The organism is Streptomyces sp. NPDC102462 (assembly GCF_044765425.1).
GTDB lineage: Bacteria > Actinomycetota > Actinomycetes > Streptomycetales > Streptomycetaceae > Streptomyces.
Genome location: NZ_JBIWKB010000004.1, coordinates 250637 through 270185 on the forward strand (window position 1 = coordinate 250637; position 19549 = coordinate 270185).

The window sequence follows — 19549 nt, forward strand, 5'->3', positions numbered from 1 at the left end:
TCAGGACCTCCGCCGCTGTGCCGACGGAGTTCGCTGCGGGTCCGGGTGTGCGGGTGTGTGCGGGTCGCAGGACACGATGACCTTTCCGGCGGTGCGCTGGACTCCTTCGGCGAGGAACGCCGGCAGGTCGGCCAGCGGGACCCGGTGAGTGACGAGGGTGCTGTAGCGGCCGGGATCGGCGGCCAAGGCGTCCAGGGCCCGGTGCAGATGTGCGGTGTCGAACCCGACGCTACCGGTGATGTTCACCGACTGCTCGACGATCGCGGACGGGGTGACCGGCGTGGGCTTCGAGGAGAGCGCCACAAGGAGAACCGTTCCGCCGGAGGTGACCGAGGACAGCGCGTCCGACAGGCTCCCCGGGTAGCCGGCGGCGTCGATGACCAGGTCGAACCGGGGCGGCCCGTCGTCGTTACCCGGCAGGTCGGACATGGCCGCCGCGGCCGGGACCCCTCGCGCGGCGGCGAGGCGGGAGCGCGCCGGCGAGGGTTCCACGACGGCGACGGGTGCCTCGGGCCAGCGGCGCGTCACCTCGGTGTGGCAGAACGCGCCGATCGGGCCGTACCCGACGACCAGCACCGACCGCGGAGCCTGGTGAACACGGTCCAGCGCGGACATGGTCACGGCCAGCGGCTCGGCCAGGACGGCCACGGACAGGTCGAGCCCCGCGGGGACGGGATGAACCATGTGGGCGGGCACCGTCAGACGATCGGCATAGCCGCCGGGCCTGCGTTCCCCGAGCCAGGCCATGGCGGTGCACAACCGCGCGGCACGGCCGCAGCCGTCACACACACCGCACGGGATGCGCGAGTCCACCACCACGGGCATGCCCTCGGCCAGCCCGGGAGCCCGGGAGGTGACGATCCAGCCCGCCACCTCGTGGCCGAGCGTGGCCGGCCAGTACTCGACCCAGTCCCCGGTCCGCATGACGTGCAGGTCCGATCCGCAGACACCCGCCCAGGCGACCTGAACGACCACGTCACCCGGATCGGGGGCGACCGGAGGCCGCTCGGCGACGGTCAGCGCGAGATCTTGATCCATCAGCAATGCTCGTGCCATTGCGGGTACCCTTGCCCTGTCTCGTATCTAAGACTAGAGTCTCGACTTGTCCCGAACCATACGACAGGGTGCGCCCGTACGGAAGACCTCGGCCGTCGGTTGTCCGGCCCGACATGTGCCGGGCGCCGGCTGCCCGCAGCGGGCCGCGATGAGTTAGGTGGTGCTTGGTGTCGAGCAGCAAAGTGAAGTCCGCCGAGCGTGTCATGGCGGTCCTGGATCTGCTGAGCCGGCGGGTCACGCCGCTGTCCGCGCTGGAGATCGCCGCGGCGCTGGACCTGCCGAAGAGCACCACACATCATCTGCTCAACGTCATGCGCGACATGAGTTATGTGGCCTACTGGCCCGATCGCCGGGTGTGGTCCCTCGGGATCAGCGCGCTCGAGATCGGTGCCGCCTATCTGCGCACCGGACACCTCCAGTACGAAGGACAGCGCCACCTCAGCGCGTTGACGGCGCGGACCGGGCAGACCAGCCATCTGGCGGTCCTCCAGGGAACCGATGTGCTCTACCTGGACAAGCGGGAACCGCAGGGATCGGGCATCCGTCTCGTCACCGACGTGGGGACCCGGCTGCCGGCCCATCTCACCGCTGTCGGGCGCTCCATCCTGGCCTTCCTGGACCACAGCGAGTTGCGTGCACGGTTCGCCGAGTACAGCTGGCCGCAGCGCACGGACGTCAGGCTCGACTCCTTCGAGCAGTTGACCTCGTTGCTCGCCGACGTACGCACGGCGGGCTACGCCGTGGAGGTCGGCTCCACCACATCGGGCATCGAGTGCGTCGCGGCGCCCGTGCGGACCGGCGACGGAAGTGCGGTCGCGGCCATCGGTGTCGCCACGGTGGCCGGCACCCAGAATCTCTCGCTCGACCAACTCGCCGCCGAGGTCCAGGCGGTGGCACACCGGTTCTCCGCCGAACTGGGACACGCACAGGTCGAATCGGCGGACTGAGCCAAGGGCATGTCCGTGGTTCCGGCAAGAGCACCGGTGCGCGGGCCGGCCGCTCGCGGCCGATCACTCGGGGAGGTCGCCGCAGCCCGCCGGGGTTCCGAGTCCGGGACGTCCGCCGACGGCCGGGACTAGGTGACCCTGCAGGGCTTCGACTATGCGGCCAACGGGTACCGCATGACGCCGCACGTGCCGCGTCCGCACTCCGAGGCTGACTACGCCGACGGCACCCGCTGAACCCCCAACAGGGTCCGTCGACAAGGCCCTTCACCGTGTCGATCCCGGCCGGCATCGCATCCGCAGGACCTGGCCGCGGTGTGCCGTCCGGGCACCGCAGGCGCCCGCGAACTCAACCGGCCGCGCCGCGATCGACGTAGCCGAGGGCCGCCGAGATCTCGGCAGCGGCCTGCGCCACCAAAGGCCCCACCTCGTCCAGCACCCCCTCCATGCGTTCGGCCACACCCGCCACACTGATCGCCGCCACCGGCATTCCGGTGTGGTCGTACACGGCGGCACCACAGCAGCAGCTCGACTCGTCGAACTCGCGGCGGTCCTCGGCCCAGCCCCGCTCCCTGGTGGCCTCGACGACCGAGCGCAGGGAGCCGACCGAGTCCGCGTCGACGGGTGAGTCCGCGGAGGCCACCAGTTCGGCCAGCTTCTCCTCCAGCCGCGTCTGGGAAAGGCCCGCGAGATACGAGCGGCCGAGCGAGGTGGAGTGCAGGGGCCGGGCGACACCCAGCTCTCCCGTCACCGCGACCGGCCGCGGGCCCCTCTCACGGTGGACGAACACCATGGTGGCGCCGTTGGGCACCGCGAGACTCGCGGTCTCCTGGGTCTGGCGCATCAGACGGGTGAGAACGGGTACTGCCTGTTCGTTCAGACCGGTGGAACGGATGGCCGCGGAGGCCAGCCGCGCAGCGGACGGCCCGAGGCGGAGCAGTCCGCTGCGCGGTTCCTGGGCCAGCCATCCCTGTTCGACCAGACGGTCGACGAGCCGGTAGGCGGTGCTGCGGCTCAGGCCGAGCGCCGCTGCCAGGTCCTGGGTGGTGCAGGTTCCTACGACGCCCAGATGATCGAGCATGGCCAGTCCGCGGTCCAGGGCGCCCGCTCCCGGGGCGAGGACCGTGGAGGGGGTGGCGGGCGAGCGCATGACGGCCTCCGAGTGAAACGCGATGTCAGTCACTGAGACTAGCGCGCTCACCCGGTGCCGACGGCTGCGAGGGGACACCGGCGGTGTCGGCACCGGACGGGTGCCCCTGTGTGGCGGGTGTCAGGTCCGGGAGATGAGCTTCGTACGGCCGCCGTCGCCCAGTTCCTCGGCGTCCTCCCGCTCGGCCCGGGTCCGCGGCGAGCGCGCCAGCACGAGGGACAGCAACGTCAGGGCCTGGCAGACCACGACGAAGGCGACCACCAGCCAGGGGCCGTCGGCCGCCGCCACCAGCGCGGTGGCGATGAAGGGAGTTGTGCCTCCCAGCACCATGACGTTCAGCTCGCGGGAGAAGGCGATCGCCGTGAACCGGTAACGCGTCTCGAAGAGTTCGGACAGGAAGGCCGACTGCGCGCCGAGCATCGCGCTCTGCCCGATGCCGTAGGCGACCGTCATGGCGACGACGATGAGCACCGGCTGTTCGGTCTGCAGCAGAAGGAAGTACGGCGGAATGCAGTGCGACGCCGCTGTACGGGTGTGCGGCTCGAAGGCGCGTGCCGGGGGGTGTTCCGGAACGGCGGGGTGGTGACGGCGGAGCGGCCCGTCATGCGTCGTGCCGGGGTGGTGGGCTTGGGCCGGCGGCAGGCGGGAGCGGATGGGCGGGGCCTGGAGCCGCTGTAGTTCCGCCGCCGGGCGCAGGGGATGGGCCCGGTGACGAGGTGTGCTGCGGCAGGACCGCCTCGGGCGTGGTTCGAGCACGGCGAGGCGGTGGTGTCCGCTGACCGGGCGCGGGACCCGCACGGGGGCAGGCGGGGTGTGTGGCGAGCGGAGCGGATGCTGGAGCGCGGGGTGTGTGGCGAGCGGAGCGGATGCTGGGGCGCGGGGTGTCAGCGCACGGGGCTCACCGCCTCTCGCAGCCGGGGCAGGGCGGCAGGGTCGGCCAGCGCAGAGCCCACCGCGACGGCGGCGCATCCGGCCGACAGGAACGCGGCGGCGTTGTCCGCGCTGATTCCGCCGGTGGCGACGAAGTGGGCGTCGGGGAAGGGCGCGAGCTGAGCGGTGACCCAGTCCGGTCCGAGCTGCCGGGCCGGGAACGCCTTCAGCCAGGTGTGGCCCAGGGCCAGGGCGGCCGCGATGTCGGTGGCGGTGGCGACGCCCGGCAGATGGGGCAGGCCGGCCTGCGCCGAAGCCTCGATGACTTCGGGGTGCAGCCCCGGGGCCACGGTGAAGGCCGCACCGATGTCCATGACCGCGCGCACCCGCTCGGCGCTGGTGACCGTGCCGGCTCCGATGTGCTTGCCGCGGGCGCGGGCGGCTTCCACCGCTGCCCTCAGCGACGGGAGGGCGGACGGGGACTGGACGGGTATCTCGACGAGGTCCACGCCGAAATCCCAGGCGTGCTCGCACAGTTCGACGGTGGTGGCGGGGTCCTGACCGCGGAATATGCCGATGACGGGCGTTGCGGCCAGGTGCTGGGCGAAGAAGGCGTCACTGCGGTCGGCAGCGGTCATGGAGTATTTCCTTTCCAGCCCAGCTTGGAGCTGATCCGTTGGGCGGCCTTGCGGAACTCATCGAGCTGGGCGCGGAGTTCGGCGAGCGGGGCGACGGCGGACAGGGCGGTGACGGAGATGCCGTGGGTCGCCTTTCCCCGGGCGTCGAAGACGGGGACGGCGATGCAGTTGATGTAGCCCTCGTGCTCGCCGTCGTCCTCGGCCCAGCCGCGGTCGCGGGTCTGGCGCAGATCCTCCTCCAGGGACTCGCGGCTGGTGCGCGTGGTCTCGGTGAAGCGTTCGAACGTGGCCTGGCCGAGGATGCGCTCCCGGGTCGTCGCGTCCTGGTAGGCGGTGATCACCTTGGCCACGGCCGCCGTGTGGGTCTGTGCCTGAAGGCCGATGCGGGAGCCCATGGCGACGCTGCCCCTGCCGTCGATCTTGTCGACGTAGATGACGCGGTCGCCGACGAGTTCGCCGAGGTGGACGGTGTGGCCGTGGCGGTCGGCCAGCTCTTGCAGCACGGGGTGGGCGAGGGACCGGGCCTCGACCTGGTCGAGGGCGAGCTGGCCGTACGCGATCAGCTGGAAACCCATCGCGTAGTGGCCGCCGGCGTCCTTGCGGACGAATCCCGCTTCCTCAAGGGTCTGCAGGAGCCGCAGAGCCGTCGACTTGTGCACACCGACGTGTTCGGCCACCTCGTTGAGGGAGCGCGGCTGCCTGGAGACGAAGCCGATGATGTCGATGGCGCGGGCGACTGTTTGCGACATGGATGCGAGTCCTTAATTGCTGTCCTGGGATACGCGGTTGGCCTCGTCCTCGAGCAAGGCGATCACTTCCCCCGCCGGTGGGAGCGGCACCAGATCGGACGCGGAGGCGAGGACCTGCGCGGCGGCGTAGTGTCCGAGCCGCAGACGCAGGGTGTCATGGCGCCCGCTGAGCCATCCACTCAGCCAGCCGGCGGCGAAGGCGTCCCCGGCCCCGACCGGGTCGACGACATCGACCCGCCGGGAGGGCACCCGGGTGGTGCTGGTCCCGGTGAAGGAGACCGCCTCGACGGCGGCGTCCTTCACGACGAGATGCTCCGGCTTGTCGATCAGGGCCCGCACGCTCTTGGCGTCGGTGGTGCCCCAGAGCGCGGCGGCCTCGTCGCGTCCGACGAAGACGACGTCGCTGTGCTGGGCGAGATCGAGCAGTGTCGCGGCGGCCCGCTCACGGGGATCCGCGGTGCCGCTCGCACGTTCCCACAACACCGGCCGGTGGTTGACGTCGAAGCTGATCGGGGTGTCCCCCCAGGGACGGTCGAGCACGATGCGGCGGGTGAGCTGGGCGCAGGTCGGGGACAGGGCGGGCAGCACACCGGACAGGTGCACGAGACGCGGGCTCACCCGGTGCCAGGCCGCGGAGTCGGCGATGCTCATGCCGGCGGCCGCCGAGCCGTTGCGGTAGTAGGCGACTTCCGTGCCGTCAGGTGTGGGGTCCTTGAAGTAGACGGCGGTGGGCCGGTCGGGGTCACGGCGTACGAGCGATGTGTCCACTCCGTGTCCGGACAGCACGGTGACGACGATGTCGCCCAGCCGGTCGGCGCCCAGCGCGCCGGCCCAGTGCGTGCGGTGGCCCAGTTCGGCAAGGAGCGCGGCGACGTTGGACTCGGCGCCGCCGGGCCGCAGGACGAAGCTGGACTCCGCGTCGAGACGGCCGCCGTCCTGTGGGGTGACCATCACCATGGTCTCGCCGATGGTGAGGACGTCGGTGGTGATCGGCTGGGTGGGGTTCATCCGTGGGTCCCCGTTTCTGCCGTGCGGACCACGTTGCGCAGCGGCTGCTGCGCGGCCATGCGCTTGAGGTTGTCCGCGACTTCCAGGGCGCGGTCGCGGTAGGTGTCCTCGGCGGTGGCGGAGAAATGCGGTGTCATGATCACGTTGCTGAGTTCGTGGAAGGGCAGGGGTGAGGCGGGGGTGCGACGAGCGTCGGCCGGTGTCGTCCACACGTCGAGCGCTGCCGCCTTCAGGCGCCGGCCGCTCAGCGCGTCGTAGAGGCTGGGCTCCTGGACCAGTGCCCCGCGGCCGACGTTGACCAGGATGCCGTCGGGGCCGAGCAGGTCGAGTTCACGGGCGCCGATCATATGGCGCGTGGAGTCGTCCAGGGGACAGGCCAGTACCAGTACGTCGGCCTCGCGCAGGAGTTCGTGCAGGGCGTGAGGCCCGTCCACCCAGTCGAAGTCCGGGTCGTCGGTCGTGCGGTGCGCGGCCGAGCGCCGGATTCCGATGGGACGCATGCCGACAGCCGCGCACAGCTGTGCGATGGACCGTCCTATGTGGCCGGTTCCGACGACGCCGACGGTGGCGCCCGGAAGGTTGCGGAACGACGGCGCATGCGGGTCGACCAGCCGGGTGTGCCAGTGTCCTCGACGCAGCCGCGCATCGCGCCACAGCAGGTCCCGGCGGCCGGCGAGCAGCGTCATCAGTACGTGTTCGGCGACGGAGCGTCCGTGGCCGAAGGAGTTGGCGACCGTGACGGTGGCGGGCAGATGCGGCCAGGCGATGTGATCGGTGCCGGCGGCGGTGACCTGGAGCAGCCGCAGCCGGCCGGCGCTTCGGGCCAGGTCTGCCGGGAAGAACACGCTGACGCAGGCGTCGGCGGTCGCCAGCTGGCCTCTCAGCCGCTCGCCGTCGGCCAGCGGGACGAAGCACATGTCGACGCCGTGGTTCGTCAGCGTGGTGTCCTCACGCAGCCAGGGCCAGACATTGTCGTCGGTGACCACGGCCGTCAGTCGGGCGGTCATGCTCAGGTCTCCCGGGGAGGGTAGGCACTGGTGTCGACGTACATGCGGTTGTGGACGGGGGTGAGGACGAGTTCGTTGACGCACACCTTGGCGCGCAGCCCGGCCAGCCAGCTGACCGCTTCGGCGACATCGTCGGCATCCAGCATGCGGGCCATCTCGTCCTCGGGCGGAGGGACCGGCCGGGTGCGCAGGATGTCGGTGACGACCTCGCCCGGGCACAGGTGGGTGGCCCGGATACCGGAGCGTCCCTCCTGGTCGTTGAGACTCTGCACGAGGGCCCCGAGGGCGGTCTTGCTGGACCCGTAGGCGGCTCCGGCGGCGGACATGTACTGCCATCCGGCCCAGGACGAGACGACGACGACCTGGCCGAAGCCGGCTCGCCGGAAGCCGGGGAGCACGGTGAGGACACAGCGGGTGACCGCGTTGAGGTTGGTGTCCACGACCTGGTCGAAGCCGGCGGGTGTGAGGTCGGACCACCACCGGCCCGGGACGTTGGTTCCGGCGGAGCAGACGAGGAGTTCGAGAGGGCCGTCGAGCGCGGCGGCGACGCGGGCATGGGCGGCCTCGACGGAGGCCGCGTCGGTGACGTCGACCGGGACGGCGTGCGCTCGGCCGCCCTGCGCCGTGATGGCCTCGACCACCTCGTCGAGGAGTGCCGTGCGGCGCCCGGAGACGGCGACGACGTATCCGTCGCGGGCCAGGCGTTCGGCCGTGGCGCGGCCGATTCCGCTGGAGGCTCCTACGATCCAGGCACCCGGTGCGCGGGTGGCGGTGGAAAGGGCGGATGCGGGCATGGGTGATCAGCTTCCGTCGTGGTTCGGTTCGATGAGAATCTTGACGCTGCCTTCGCCCTGCTCCGCGGCCTGGAAGGCCGCTTCGCTCCGGTCGAGCGGGAAGGTCGTCGTGGGCAGGGCCGACAGCCCGAGTTCGTCCTTCTCCAGCAGGGCGACGGCGGTCAGGAAGTCCTCGCGTGCGTAGACGCGGGTGCCGATCAGACGCTGCTCGGCGAAGTTGATGCCGCGCAGGTCGACGGCCGGTGGCTGCTTGTGGACCCCGGCGACGACGACGGTGCCCTGGATCCGGGCCGCGTCGGTGACCTGGAGGGCGACCGCGCTGTGGCCGGCGGAGTCGAAGACGATGTCGGCACCGTCTCCGCCGGTCAGCTCCTTGACCTGCCGGGGGGCTTCGGGCCCCGCCGGCAGCACGGTGAAGCCGCGTCCCTCAGCGGTGCGCCGACGCCATTCGTTGGGTTCCACGAGGATGACCCGGTGGGCTCCGCGGTGCCTGGCGACCAGGGCCGTGAGCAGCCCGATCGGTCCGGCACCGAAGACCGCGACGGTGTCGCCTGGCCGCAGGCCGGAGCGGGCGACGGCGTGCACGGCGACGGCGAGCGGTTCGGCCAGCACGGCGAGGTCGTCGGGCACATCGCTGTGGAAGGGATGGGCGGCTTCCGCGCGGACCTGGACGTACTGGGCGAGGCCGCCCGGCTCGTCGACGCCGTAGAGGCCGAGCCGGGCACACACATGGGAGTTCCCGGAGGCACACGGCCGGCACGGGGGTGTGGTGCCCCGGTCGTGGCAGGCGATGAGCGGGCGGATGGCGACGCGCGTGCCGACGGCGAGTGCGGTGCCGCCCGGGGCGTCGGCGACGACACCGGCGAACTCGTGGCCGATGACGACTCCGGGCCGGGCGCGGGCGTGCTCGCCGTGCCAGATGGCGAGGTCCGAACCGCAGATGCCGACCCGGGTCACCTTGACCAGCACCCAGCCAGGCCCGGGGGAGGGCACGGGAACGGTGTCCAGGGCCAGTTCGCCGGGTCCGGTCCACCTGATGGCCCGCATGGTCTGTGTGTTCACTGCCAACCGCCTTCTCGATGCCTGCCGCGACGGGTTCGGGTGAACTCCCATTCAGTGATCTTGTTGCAGCATTTGCAACGCTGTCGCAGCATATGCAAAAACTAGGTGGCTTCTGCTTACCATGTCAACGGCCCGGCCCCGGGAATCCGGTACCTGCCCGCACCGGCGGCCCGCCGCGCGCACCACCAGCACCAGCCACCTAGCAACGAGGTTCCACATGGAGATCGTCAGCGTTGAAGCGCGACATGTTCCCCGCTCGATGTGGGGGAACTTCTGGCAGCAGCAGAAGAGCGTCCGCGGGCCGAGCCCGATGAACGAGTTTCCGCGCCGGGGCGACGGCTGGTCCTGGTACACATGGCCGCAGGGTGTGGTCGTCGTCCGCGTCACCCTGGCGGACGGCACCACCGGGCTCGGCTACTCCGAGGACGGCATCGGAGCCGCCACCTTGATGGTCAACGCCCATCTGGGCAGGATCGCCACCGGCCTGGACGCCCATGCCACCGAGCAGATCTGGGAGCAGATGTACCGCTCCTCGATCGTCTACGGCCGCAAAGGTGCAGCCGTCGAGGCGATGAGCGCCATCGACATCGCCGTCTGGGACGCACTCGGCAAGTCGGCGGGCCGGCCCGTGTACCAGCTCCTGGGCGGACCCTCCGGCAAGCCCGTCCGCGCCTACGCCAGCAAGGTGCAGCCCGACGACGACCTGCGCGAAGTGCGCCGCATGGCACGCGACTACGCCGAGCGCGGATACACCGGCGTCAAGGCCAACTTCCCCTACGGGCCCGCCGACGGACGCGCCGGACTGCTCGCCAACCTGCGCTACATCGAAGCGATCCGGGACGAACTCGACGACCGCATCGAGCTGATGAGCGACGCCTACATGGGGTGGGACCGGCCGTTCGCCACGGCAATGGTGCGCGGGCTGGCCGGTCTCGGGCTGCGCTGGGTGGAGGAACCGCTCATCCCCGACGACATCTGCGGCCATGCGATGCTGCGCGACCTGGGCCTGGTGCCGATCGCGACGGGGGAGCACGAGTTCACCCGGCACGGCTTCCAGCAACTCCTGGACGCGGGCGCGGCCGACGTCCTCCAGCCGGACGTGCACCGCGTCGGGGGCATCACCGAACTGCGCCGGGTCTGCCAGCTGGCTTCCGGGGCGAACATCGAGGTCATTCCGCATGTGTACTCGGCGGCCACCCTGCATGTGGTGCTCCCCCAGCCCAACTGCGGCTGGATCGAACACCTCACCAACCCCTCGTACTGGGGGGCCGGCGAGCGCGTCGACGCCCTCTTCCTCGGTGAGCCCGAAGTCCGCGACGGCGCGCCCGAACTGCCCACCGCCCCGGGGATCGGTCTGACGATCAACCCGCAGGCCCTGCCGGAGCTGGCCGACTGGCAGGAGTGATCACCCCTCGGAAATCGGCAGGCGCCCCGGGCAACCCACCCGGGGCGCTTGTGCGTTCAAGGGCGGCGGCCCGCACCCCGTGGCGGCAGGGCGTAACTCCTGCCCTCGACGAGCCCGGGGTGGTCCGTGCTGTCGCCCGGCCTGCGTCCACATCCTTGACATGTTGTCGCGGACACTCCTACGTTAACTGATCGTCCCGCTGGGCGACATTTAATCCCATTCAATGGGACTGAGGTGGGGCAACTGGGCCGTGTCAACGACGACGGAAGAAGGCTGCGCATGACATCTCCCCCTGGCGGCGGCGGAGTTCCCGGTGCGGCAGGACACATCGGTGCCGTGGGTGTTCGCCGCCGTCACGATGTTCCTGCCGGCCCGCGTCGGGGAACGCACGGACCGGCGCAAGTCGCTGCTGGTGGCGAGGCTGGGTGCCGCGGCCGTCGGTTCGTACCTGGCCGCGGTGACCTCAGGGCCACCTCCCAGGTCAGGCTCCCCACGGGCGAGTTGCCGACAGGAAACGCCTGACACCGCCGTGCCCGGCAGCGGAGCACCCGCCCGCGCACCCCGGACGGCACCCCGCACACCCCCTGGTCCATGACCTCCATGGACGTCCCGTTCAGCAAGGAGCACGCAATGAGCATCGCCCCCAGCGACTCGGTGGAGTTCAAGCCCTGGGCGCCCGCGCCCGGGGAAGCCACCACCGACCGCATCGCATCCGTCCGCCTGTCCCTGGTCCACCTGCCGCTGCACGCGCCCATCAGCGACGCCAAGGTGCTGACGGGACGTCAGAAGCCGCTCACCGAGATCGCCTTCCTGTTCGCCGAGGTCACCACCGAGGGCGGCCACCACGGGCTGGGCTTCAGTTACTCCAAGCGTGCCGGCGGCCCCGCCCTCTACGCCCACGCCAAGGAGATAGCCCCGGAGCTGATCGGTGAGGATCCCAGCGACATCGGCCGGCTGTGGAACAAGCTGGTGTGGGCGGGTGCCTCCATGGGGCGCAGCGGCGTGGCGGTGCAGGGAATCGCCGCCTTCGATATCGCCCTGTGGGACCTCAAGGCGCGGCGCGCCGGGCTGCCCCTCGCGAAGCTGCTGGGCGCGCACCGGGACAGCGTCGACATCTACAACACCAGCGGCGGCTACCTCTCCACGCCTCTGGAGCAGGTGCTCGACAATGTCGACCTGGCTCGCAGCCGCGGGATCGGCGGCATCAAGCTCAAGGTCGGATCACCGGATCCGTCCGTCGACCTCAAGCGCGTCGAAGCGGTCCGCGCACATCTCGGTGACGGCGTTCCTCTGATGGTCGACGCCAACCAGCAGTGGGACCGCATCACCGCGACCCGCGTCGGCCGCGTTCTGGAGGAGTTCCGTCTCACCTGGATCGAGGAACCCCTCGACGCCTACGATGCCGACGGCCACGCGTCCCTCGCCGCCACGCTCGACACTCCCATCGCCACGGGCGAGATGCTCACCAGCGTCGGCGAGCACGCCACGCTCATCGAGGCCGGCGCGTCCGACTTCGTGCAGCCCGACGCGCCCAGGGTGGGAGGCATCACCCCGTTCCTGCGGATCGCGGCACTCGCCGACCACAAGGGCCTCGCGCTCGCACCGCACTTCGTGATGGAGATCCACGGCCATCTGTCGGCCGCCTACCCGGGCACCGCCTGGGTGGAGCACTTCGAGTGGCTTGAGCCGATGTTCAACGAACGCCTGGACGTCAGGGACGGCCGGTTGATCATCCCGAACCGCGGGGGACTCGGGCTGTCGCTCAGCGAACAGGCCGCCGCCTGGACTCGGGAGTCGCAGACGTTCGGCAGCCGCTCCTGAGACACGCCCCGCCGCTGGTCACCTCCGGTCGGCATGGTCAACGCTCCCCTCGACCAGTCGCAGCGCCGGACCACTCGCCCAGCACGGGGACGCAGTGCTCGGCGAAGTACTCGTAATCGGCGGCGGTGTTGTACACGTGGGTGGACAGCCGGAGGTAGCCGACGCCGGCGAAACTGGTGAAGGCCGCCGCGACGCCCAGTTCGCGCGCGACCCGGTCGCGTAGGCCGTCGGCCTCCACACGGGTGGTGGCAAGGCCGTCGGGCAGCCGGATCAGCCGCATCGCATCGACCGGCATGCCGACGTCCACCGGCTCGTCCCGGCCGGTCAGTTCGGCGAGCGCGGCACCGACGACGTGCTCCGCGTAGTCGGCGAGCCCGCGCATGTAGGTGCGCGCGGTCCGCCAGCCCCAGGTGTCCTCGATGAAGTCCAGCGCCGCGGGTGTCGCGAGGTAGCTCGTGGCGTCAAGGGTGCCCTGGATGTCGAACCGTTCGGGAAACGGCTCCTCGGCGCCCCAGGAGTCGATCAGCGGGTAGAGGTCGGCACGCAGGGGCGAGCGGGCCACCAGCACCGATGAACCGCGCGGAGCACAGCCGAACTTGTGGAGGTTGCCGATCCAGAAGTCGCAGTCCAGGCCCTGCAGCGGGTCTTCCAGCAGACCGGGCACGTGTGCCCCGTCGACCAGGAGCGGGATGCCGCGGCGCCGCGCCTCGGCCCCGATCCGCTGCACCGGCATGCGGCGGGCCGTGGCGGAGGTGATGTGGTCCACCACGATCAGCCCCGTCCGGTCGCCGGCCTGGCCCATCACGGCCTCGTAGGCTTCGTCCTCGCCGGCGGCGAGCGGCACGTGAACCGTCCGCACCCTGCCGCCCCAGCGGCGGGCCAGCCGCGCGGCACCCATGCTCACGGCACCGTAGCCGTGATCGGTGACCAGGATCTCCCCGCCGGGCCGGGTGGGCACGCTGTGGTAGACGGCACTCGCGCCGCCGCTGGCGTTCGGTACGAGGGCGAGGTCCGCCGCCGCGACCCCCAGAAACGCGGCGATGGCGACGCGGGCCTCGGCGACGCGCGCGGCGAGGTGCGGGAACCATGTGCCGGGGTTGCCGTCCATCTCCCTGCGCAGGCCGTCCTGCACGTTCTGGGCCGCGAGCGGGACGGCTCCGAACGACCCGTGGTTGAGGTGTCTGACCTGCCGGTCCAGAGACCAGGCGGTCGCCGCGGGCCTGCCGTCCTTGAGCAGAAGGGGAGAGGGCGCGGTGATGAGATCGGACTTGCTCACGTCGCTCCAGGCGCATGTCATCGGACGCAGATCGAAAGAGATCTGATGTTCTGCGGCATGCTGGCATGGAATCCGCGAGACACACAACGCGCATGGTTTCCAGCGGCCGCTTCGGCACCGGGGATCGCCTTCCGCCGGAGGGCGAACCGTGTGAGGAACCGGGTGTCTCGCGCGGCTCCCTGCGTGAGGCCGTACGCATGCTCGCCGCGCTCGGTGCGTGGGCGCGCAGCGATCAGTCGGTCGGGTCGTGGGTCTGGGCGAGCGGGGGGAGGCCGTGGGCGGTGAGGACGCGGTCGGCGAAGCCTGGGTCGGCGAGGGGGACACCATGGGCGGCGAGGAGGGTGAACAGGTCCGCGAGCTGCCGCGGTTCGGTGCCCCGCAGCCGATGGCCGGGGGCGAGGCCGAGGACGCCGACCACGGGGCCGCGGCCGTCGGAGGGCGTCGTGGTCAGGCGCAGACGCATCGTGAGGCGGGCCGCGTCCGAGTCGGGGTCCTCGCCGAAGGTCATGTCCAGGGCCGTGATGTCGTGCCAGCGGTAGCGGCGCCGCAGCAGTGCCCTGGAGAGGGTGAGGCCCCCGCTGTCGGCACGCACCCAGAAGGTGCCGGGTGCGGGCAGCGCCACGACGGGGACGACCGCGGCGACGATCAGCAGGCTGGGACCGACGCCCAGCCGGTCCACCGCGCCGCTCGCGCCGAGCACGACGGCCACCACAAGGCCCAGGAGGCAGCCCGGCCCCACGCCCGAGAAACGCCACAGAAAGCCCAGCCGTACGGCCTGGGACCGGTTCGTCGTGTCCACGGGCTCCATCCTGGGGCCTTGATGTCACCGTTCGTCCCCGCTTCCGGGGCTGTCGTGTCACAGGTCCACCACAGCCGTGCCGAACCGGCGATGTGGCTCACCGCAGGTCAGGGGCGGCCGATGGCGGTGCGTGTGTCGCCGTGCGCCAGGTCCAGGCGCCGGGCGGCCTCCTCGGCGGTGCAGTGGGCGAGCAGCATGACGATGGCCGTCTTGGCGTGCCCGCCGGCAGCCCGCAGGGCCTCGGCGGCGGTGTCGGCATCGGCCCCGGTGGCCTCGACGACGATGCGCCGGGCCCGGTCGACGAGCTTTTCGTTGCTGGCCCTGACGTCGACCATGAGGTTTCCGTAGACCTTGCCGACCTTGACCATCGACGCGGTCGAGAGCATGTTGCAGACCATCTTCTCGGCGGTGCCGCCCTTGAGCCGGGTCGATCCGGTGAGCACTTCGGGGCCGGTGGGGACCTCGATGGGGATGTCGGCGTAGCGGCTGACCACCGCGTCGCGGTTGCAGGCGACCGACACGGTGACGGCGCCCTTGGCGGCGGCGTGCTTCAGGCCACCGACGACGTAGGGAGTACGGCCGCTGGCGGCGAGCCCGACGACCGTGTCCTGGTCGTTCACCCCGATCTTCTCGAGGTCGTCGACCGCCCTCGCGGGTTCGTCCTCGGCTCCCTCCACCGCCACGATGAAGGCGCCGGGGCCACCGGAGAGCAGGCCCACGACCTGCTCGGGGGAGGTGCCGAAGGTCGGCGGGCACTCGACGGCGTCGAGCAGTCCGATGCGGCCGCTGGTGCCGGCGCCGAGATAGATGAGCCGTCCGCCCCGCCGCAGGGACTCGGTGACCGCCTCGACGGCCGCCCCGATCTGCGGGAGGGCGTCGCGGACGGCGAGGGCGACGGTCTGGTCCTCGGCGTTCATGACCGAGAGCAGTTCGGAGACCGGCATGCGGTCCAGTTCTGTGGTCCGCTCGTTGCGGGCCTCGGTGCCGAGTGTGCTCAGGTCCACGGCGCGGGCATCCTTTCGGGGGGGGTGTCGGGTGGGCGGAACGCGGGTCATTCGTCGGCCGGTGCGCGGCGCTGTGCCTGCGGGCGACGGCGACGCTGGACGGCCCCGTAGGTCTTCTCCAGGGCCGTGGTCGTGGCGTCGAAGGATCGCTGCGCGACGCCGACGAACAGGCAGTCGATCAGCGCGAGTTGGGCGATGCGGCTGACGGTGGCCCCGGATCGGAAGGGTGTCTCGCGGGCGCAGGTCGTCAGGACGAGTTCCGCGCTCTGCGCGAGGGTGGAGCGCGGCACGTTGGTGAGGGCGATGGTGGTGGCGCCGCGTTCCGCGGCGGCCCGGAGGGGTTCGACCGTGTCCTCGGTCTCCCCGGAGTGGGAGATGGCCAGGGCGACGTCGCCGGGCCCGAGGAGGGCCGTGGCGGTCAGGGCGGCGTGCCGGTCGGTCCAGACGAAGGCCATGTGGCCGATGCGGTGCAGTTTCTGGTGCAGGTCCTGGCCGACGAACGCGTTGGCGCCGACGCCGAATATGTCGATGCGGCGGGCCGCGGCCACCGCGGTGACCGCGCGGCCCAGCGCCTCGGTGTCGAGTCCGGCCCCGGTGTCCTCCAGGGCGCGCACCTCGTTGTAGATGATCTTGCGGACGATGTCGCCGAGTGTGTCGGTGGCGCTGATGTCGGTGCCCGGTACGGGCCGGCTGCCGCCGAGTGCGTGCTCGCGGGCCGCCGCGGCGGCCAGGGCGAGGCGCAGCTGCGGGTAGTTGGGGATCCCCACGGCCCGGCAGAAGCGCATCACCGTGGCCACCGAGGTCTCGGCCTGCTTGCCGAGCGCGCTGATGGACAGCTCCGCCGCCTGGGCCGGATCGGCCAGGACGATGTCGGCCACCCGTCGTTCGGCAGGGGCGAGGGACGGCAGTGCCGCACGGATGCGCGCCAGGGTCTCCGTGGGGGAGGTGTCCTCTGCGGGCTGGGCGGCGGTGCGAGGTGTTTCCCGGCGGGCCATGGGTCGTTCCCTCCTGAGTGGCTGGGGCACACGCTAACCGCGCCGCACCAGGTACGTCAAAAAGTTACGGATAAAAACTCGCAAGGTTAGTTATTGACATGTGGAGGTCGGCCTTCTGATACTCGCTGGACCGCGATCCGCGCCGGTCACCGGTCCCCGTCCGTTCCGTGACCGTCCGATGCGATGGATCCCCACCGACCGAAGGCATGCCGTATGACAGCAGCAGTAGCGGTAGACGTGGGCAAGACCGGCTGTCGTGCCGCCCTGTGGGCCGACGGCGCCGTTCGCGCCCGTACCGCCGAGGAGGTGCACGGAGCTCCCGGGCTCGCCGCCGAGAACGGAGTGGCGCTGGCCCGTGCCGCCGTGCGCGCCGCCGTCCTGCCGCTGCTGGAACGGGAGCCCTCGCTCCGGCCCGCCACGGTCTGCGTCGGCGCGGCGGGGGCGGCCACCGCACCGGAGGCGGCCCGCGCCCTGGCCGTCCTGCTCCTTGAGGACCTGCCCGTGGACGAGGTGGCCGTCACCAGCGACGCGATCACCGCCCACGCGGGCGCCCTGGGCGGCCGCACCGGCGTGGTGCTCGCGATCGGCACCGGCTCCGTCGCCATCGGCATCGGGGACGACGGGGCGTACGCCCGCGTCGACGGCTGGGGCCCCTGGCTCGGTGACGAGGGCGGCGGCGCCTGGATCGGTGCCGCCGGCCTGCGGGCCGCGCTGCGCGCCCACGACGGGCGCGGACCGGACACCGCGTTGCTGGCCGCCGCCGTCGAGCGCTTCGGCGAGGCGGACCGACTGCCCTCGGCCATCAGCTGGGACGGCAACCAGGCCCGTGCCATCGCGGCCTTCGCCCCGGACGTGGCACGGGCGGCCGCCGCGGGTGACACGACGGCCTCCGCGATCCTGCGGGACGCCGCCGGAACGCTCGCCGAGACCGTGCTCGCCGCCGCCCGCCGAACCGGCGGCGACGCCGTCACCGTCACCGGCGGGCTCACCGGCCTCGGCGAACCGCTCCTCGGTCCGCTGCGCTCGGCGCTCACCGACTCCCCGCGCCGCCTCCGGCTCCAGGCCCCGCTCGGGGACCCGCTGGACGGAGCAGGACTGCTGGCGCTGGACGCGTCGGCACCCCACGAACCCCATGTCGCCCGGGTACGGCGGGCGACCCCCCTCGTCCCCACCCTGCCGTCGACACCGTCGGCCCCTGTTTAGGAGAGAGCGTGCGCCAACTCGACCTCGTGGTGGTCGTCGTCTATCTGGTCGCCATCGCGGTGATCGGACTGCGGCTGGCCGGCCGGCAGAAGACGGCGAAGGACTATTTCGTCGGTGAGAGCCATATGCCGTGGTGGACGGTGTCGTTCTCCGTGGTGGCCACCGAGACCAGCGTGCTCACGGTCATCAGCGTGCCCGGCGGCGCCTACAGCGGCCAGGCCTTCGGCAACGTCGAACTCGCCCTGGGCTACGTCATCGGCCGCGTCGTCGTGGCCACCGTGCTCATCCCCCTCTACAAGCGCGGCGGGTTCGTCAGCGCCTACCAGTACCTGCGGGACAGATTCGGGCTCAAGATGCAGGGGCTCGCCTCGGTGACCTTCGTCTTCACCCGGCTGCTGGCCGAGGGGGTGCGGCTGTTCGCCTCCGCGATCCCGATCAAGCTGCTGCTCGACGAGTTCGGAGTGCACGCCGGCTACCGGGTCATCATCGTCGTCCTCACCCTGATCACCGTCGTCTACACCTACCTCGGCGGCATCAAGGCCGTCATCTGGACCGACGCCATCCAGATGGGTCTCTATCTGGGCGGGGCGATCCTCGCCATCGCGGTGCTCTCCAGCCACGTCGGCGGTGCCGGCTTCGCGGACGCCCTGCACGCCGGCCACTTCAAGCTGTTCGACACCGACTTCGGGCTCGCCCACATCCTCACCAGCCCGTTCGCCCTGCCGACCGCGATCATCGGCGGTGCCATCTTCGCGATGGCCAGCCACGGCTCCGACCAGCTGATCGTCCAGCGCATCCTGGCCACCCGGACGCTGCGCGACGGCCAGAAGGCCATGATCGCCTCCGGTGTCTTCGTCACCGTGCAGTTCGCCGCTTTCTCCCTGGTCGGTGCCCTGCTGTGGTCGTACAACCAGGGCCGGAGCTTCAAGGAACTGGGCCTGGCCAGCTCCGACAACCTGTACCCGGACTTCATCCTGCACGGCCTGCCCGTGGTGATCTCCGGCCTGCTCGTGGCCGGCATCCTCGGCGCGGCGATGGGCTCGCTGTCCTCGGCGCTGAACTCGATGTCGAACTCGACGGTCGCCGACATCATCCACAGCTTCTTCCGCGGCACGCCGTCGGAGGAGTTCCTGCTCAGACTCGCCCGGGTGATGACCCTGGTCTGGGCGGTCCTCATGGCGGTGTTCGCCTGCGCCTTCAGCACCAGCACCGGCAACGTCTACCTCACGGGCCTGACCATCGCCGGCTACACCTACGGCGCGCTCCTCGGCGCGTTCCTCCTCGGACGGCTCGTCAGACGCGCGAACGAGGTCGACTCCGTCGTGGCGTTCGTGGTGACCATCGCGGTCATGACCTACATCGTGCGCCAGGTGAAGATCGACGTCACCGTGGCCGGGGCCACCGTACCCACCGCGATCGCCGCCCAGTGGCTGGTCCCGATCGGCGTGGTGATCACCCTGGTCGTCGGCGGTCTGATGAGCCTGTTCCACCGCGCCCCCGAGGCCGCCGAGGCCCGTGCGGGCGACGGCGGGTCCGGACCCGACCGCGCGGCGGCGGCCGTCGGCACCGAGTGACGAGGCACGCAGCCGACCCGGTGGGGGGGGGGGGGGGGGGCCCCCCCCCCCCCCCCCCCCCCCCCCCCCCCCCCCCGGCCCCCCCCCCCCCCCCCCCCCCCGCCGGGTTCCCCAGGGGAAACGCGCGGTGAAACCTCCCGGTCCCCGGCCGGGTGCACACCCCCGTGGCAGCCGGAGGACAGCCCAGCAGGGCG

18 protein-coding genes and 1 pseudogene are annotated in these 19549 nt (G+C 71.4%); 6 read left to right on the forward strand and 13 right to left on the reverse strand.

Annotated elements, in window-relative coordinates; all coding sequences use genetic code 11:
• On the reverse strand, positions 1-1056 hold the full coding sequence (locus ACIRFL_RS06065; protein WP_404024375.1) for a zinc-binding dehydrogenase: 1056 nt from the start codon (positions 1054-1056) through the stop codon (positions 1-3).
• A gap of 167 nt (positions 1057-1223) precedes the next feature.
• Between ACIRFL_RS06065 and ACIRFL_RS06070 the strand changes: the two genes are divergently transcribed.
• The gene (locus ACIRFL_RS06070) at positions 1224-2003 is read left to right on the forward strand and encodes an IclR family transcriptional regulator (protein WP_404024378.1); all 780 of its coding nucleotides are present in this window, start codon (positions 1224-1226) and stop codon (positions 2001-2003) included.
• Between the two features lie 346 nt (positions 2004-2349).
• Here ACIRFL_RS06070 and ACIRFL_RS06075 read toward each other — a convergent pair whose 3' ends face one another.
• From ACIRFL_RS06075 to ACIRFL_RS06110, 8 genes are all read right to left on the reverse strand, one after another.
• Entirely contained in the window at positions 2350-3150 is an 801-nt protein-coding gene (locus ACIRFL_RS06075; RefSeq protein WP_404024381.1) for an IclR family transcriptional regulator, read from the reverse strand.
• Between the two features lie 120 nt (positions 3151-3270).
• On the reverse strand, positions 3271-3906 hold the full coding sequence (locus ACIRFL_RS06080; RefSeq protein ID WP_404024383.1) for a hypothetical protein: 636 nt from the start codon (positions 3904-3906) through the stop codon (positions 3271-3273).
• Positions 3907-4034: 128 nt separating this feature from the next.
• Positions 4035-4658, reverse strand: coding sequence for a bifunctional 4-hydroxy-2-oxoglutarate aldolase/2-dehydro-3-deoxy-phosphogluconate aldolase (locus tag ACIRFL_RS06085; RefSeq protein WP_404024385.1), 624 nt, complete (start codon positions 4656-4658; stop codon positions 4035-4037).
• The gene (locus ACIRFL_RS06090; RefSeq protein ID WP_404024389.1) at positions 4655-5407 is read right to left on the reverse strand and encodes an IclR family transcriptional regulator; all 753 of its coding nucleotides are present in this window, start codon (positions 5405-5407) and stop codon (positions 4655-4657) included. Before ACIRFL_RS06090 ends, ACIRFL_RS06085 begins: the two co-directional genes overlap by 4 nt.
• 12 nt (positions 5408-5419) lie before the next feature.
• Positions 5420-6415, reverse strand: coding sequence for a sugar kinase (locus ACIRFL_RS06095; RefSeq protein WP_404024392.1), 996 nt, complete (start codon positions 6413-6415; stop codon positions 5420-5422).
• Entirely contained in the window at positions 6412-7422 is a 1011-nt protein-coding gene (locus ACIRFL_RS06100) for a 2-hydroxyacid dehydrogenase (RefSeq protein WP_404024395.1), read from the reverse strand. The genes ACIRFL_RS06095 and ACIRFL_RS06100 overlap by 4 nt, the downstream gene beginning before the upstream one ends.
• A gap of 2 nt (positions 7423-7424) precedes the next feature.
• Positions 7425-8216 (reverse strand): SDR family oxidoreductase, encoded by a 792-nt coding sequence (locus ACIRFL_RS06105; RefSeq protein WP_404024397.1) that lies wholly within the window; start codon positions 8214-8216, stop codon positions 7425-7427.
• Between the two features lie 6 nt (positions 8217-8222).
• Complete coding sequence (locus ACIRFL_RS06110; RefSeq protein ID WP_404024400.1) at positions 8223-9278, reverse strand: zinc-binding dehydrogenase; 1056 nt, start codon at positions 9276-9278, stop codon at positions 8223-8225.
• Positions 9279-9495: 217 nt separating this feature from the next.
• Here ACIRFL_RS06110 and ACIRFL_RS06115 point away from each other — a divergent pair, with 217 nt between their 5' ends.
• Together ACIRFL_RS06115 and ACIRFL_RS06120 are read left to right on the forward strand one after the other, a co-directional pair.
• Positions 9496-10683 carry an enolase C-terminal domain-like protein gene (locus ACIRFL_RS06115; protein WP_404024403.1) on the forward strand — a complete coding sequence of 396 codons (1188 nt, stop codon included), beginning with the start codon at positions 9496-9498 and terminating at the stop codon, positions 10681-10683.
• A gap of 630 nt (positions 10684-11313) precedes the next feature.
• A complete protein-coding gene (locus ACIRFL_RS06120; RefSeq protein WP_404024406.1) occupies positions 11314-12504 on the forward strand; it encodes a mandelate racemase/muconate lactonizing enzyme family protein in 1191 nt (396 codons plus the stop codon).
• Positions 12505-12541: 37 nt separating this feature from the next.
• On the opposite strand, the gene ACIRFL_RS06125 is transcribed toward ACIRFL_RS06120, so the two are convergent.
• A complete protein-coding gene (locus ACIRFL_RS06125; protein WP_404024409.1) occupies positions 12542-13780 on the reverse strand; it encodes an aminotransferase class V-fold PLP-dependent enzyme in 1239 nt (412 codons plus the stop codon).
• A 92-nt stretch (positions 13781-13872) separates the two neighbouring features.
• Here ACIRFL_RS06125 and ACIRFL_RS06130 point away from each other — a divergent pair.
• A pseudogene (locus ACIRFL_RS06130) lies at positions 13873-13986 on the forward strand (GntR family transcriptional regulator); the annotation flags it as partial.
• A gap of 26 nt (positions 13987-14012) precedes the next feature.
• Here the strand turns inward: ACIRFL_RS06130 and ACIRFL_RS06135 are convergent.
• The 3 genes from ACIRFL_RS06135 to ACIRFL_RS06145 all read right to left on the reverse strand — a co-directional run bounded on the left by ACIRFL_RS06135 (position 14013) and on the right by ACIRFL_RS06145 (position 16578).
• Positions 14013-14579 (reverse strand): hypothetical protein, encoded by a 567-nt coding sequence (locus tag ACIRFL_RS06135; RefSeq protein ID WP_404024440.1) that lies wholly within the window; start codon positions 14577-14579, stop codon positions 14013-14015.
• 107 nt (positions 14580-14686) lie between these two features.
• Positions 14687-15583, reverse strand: a complete 897-nt coding sequence (gene murQ / locus ACIRFL_RS06140; RefSeq protein WP_404024411.1) for an N-acetylmuramic acid 6-phosphate etherase — start codon at positions 15581-15583, stop codon at positions 14687-14689.
• A gap of 47 nt (positions 15584-15630) precedes the next feature.
• Positions 15631-16578 (reverse strand): MurR/RpiR family transcriptional regulator, encoded by a 948-nt coding sequence (locus ACIRFL_RS06145; protein ID WP_404024412.1) that lies wholly within the window; start codon positions 16576-16578, stop codon positions 15631-15633.
• 213 nt (positions 16579-16791) lie between these two features.
• Here ACIRFL_RS06145 and ACIRFL_RS06150 point away from each other — a divergent pair, with 213 nt between their 5' ends.
• Together ACIRFL_RS06150 and ACIRFL_RS06155 are read left to right on the forward strand one after the other, a co-directional pair.
• On the forward strand, positions 16792-17781 hold the full coding sequence (locus ACIRFL_RS06150) for a BadF/BadG/BcrA/BcrD ATPase family protein (protein WP_404024414.1): 990 nt from the start codon (positions 16792-16794) through the stop codon (positions 17779-17781).
• 8 nt (positions 17782-17789) lie between these two features.
• Complete coding sequence (locus ACIRFL_RS06155) at positions 17790-19355, forward strand: sodium:solute symporter (RefSeq protein WP_404024416.1); 1566 nt, start codon at positions 17790-17792, stop codon at positions 19353-19355.
• Positions 19356-19549: the final 194 nt, after the last annotated feature.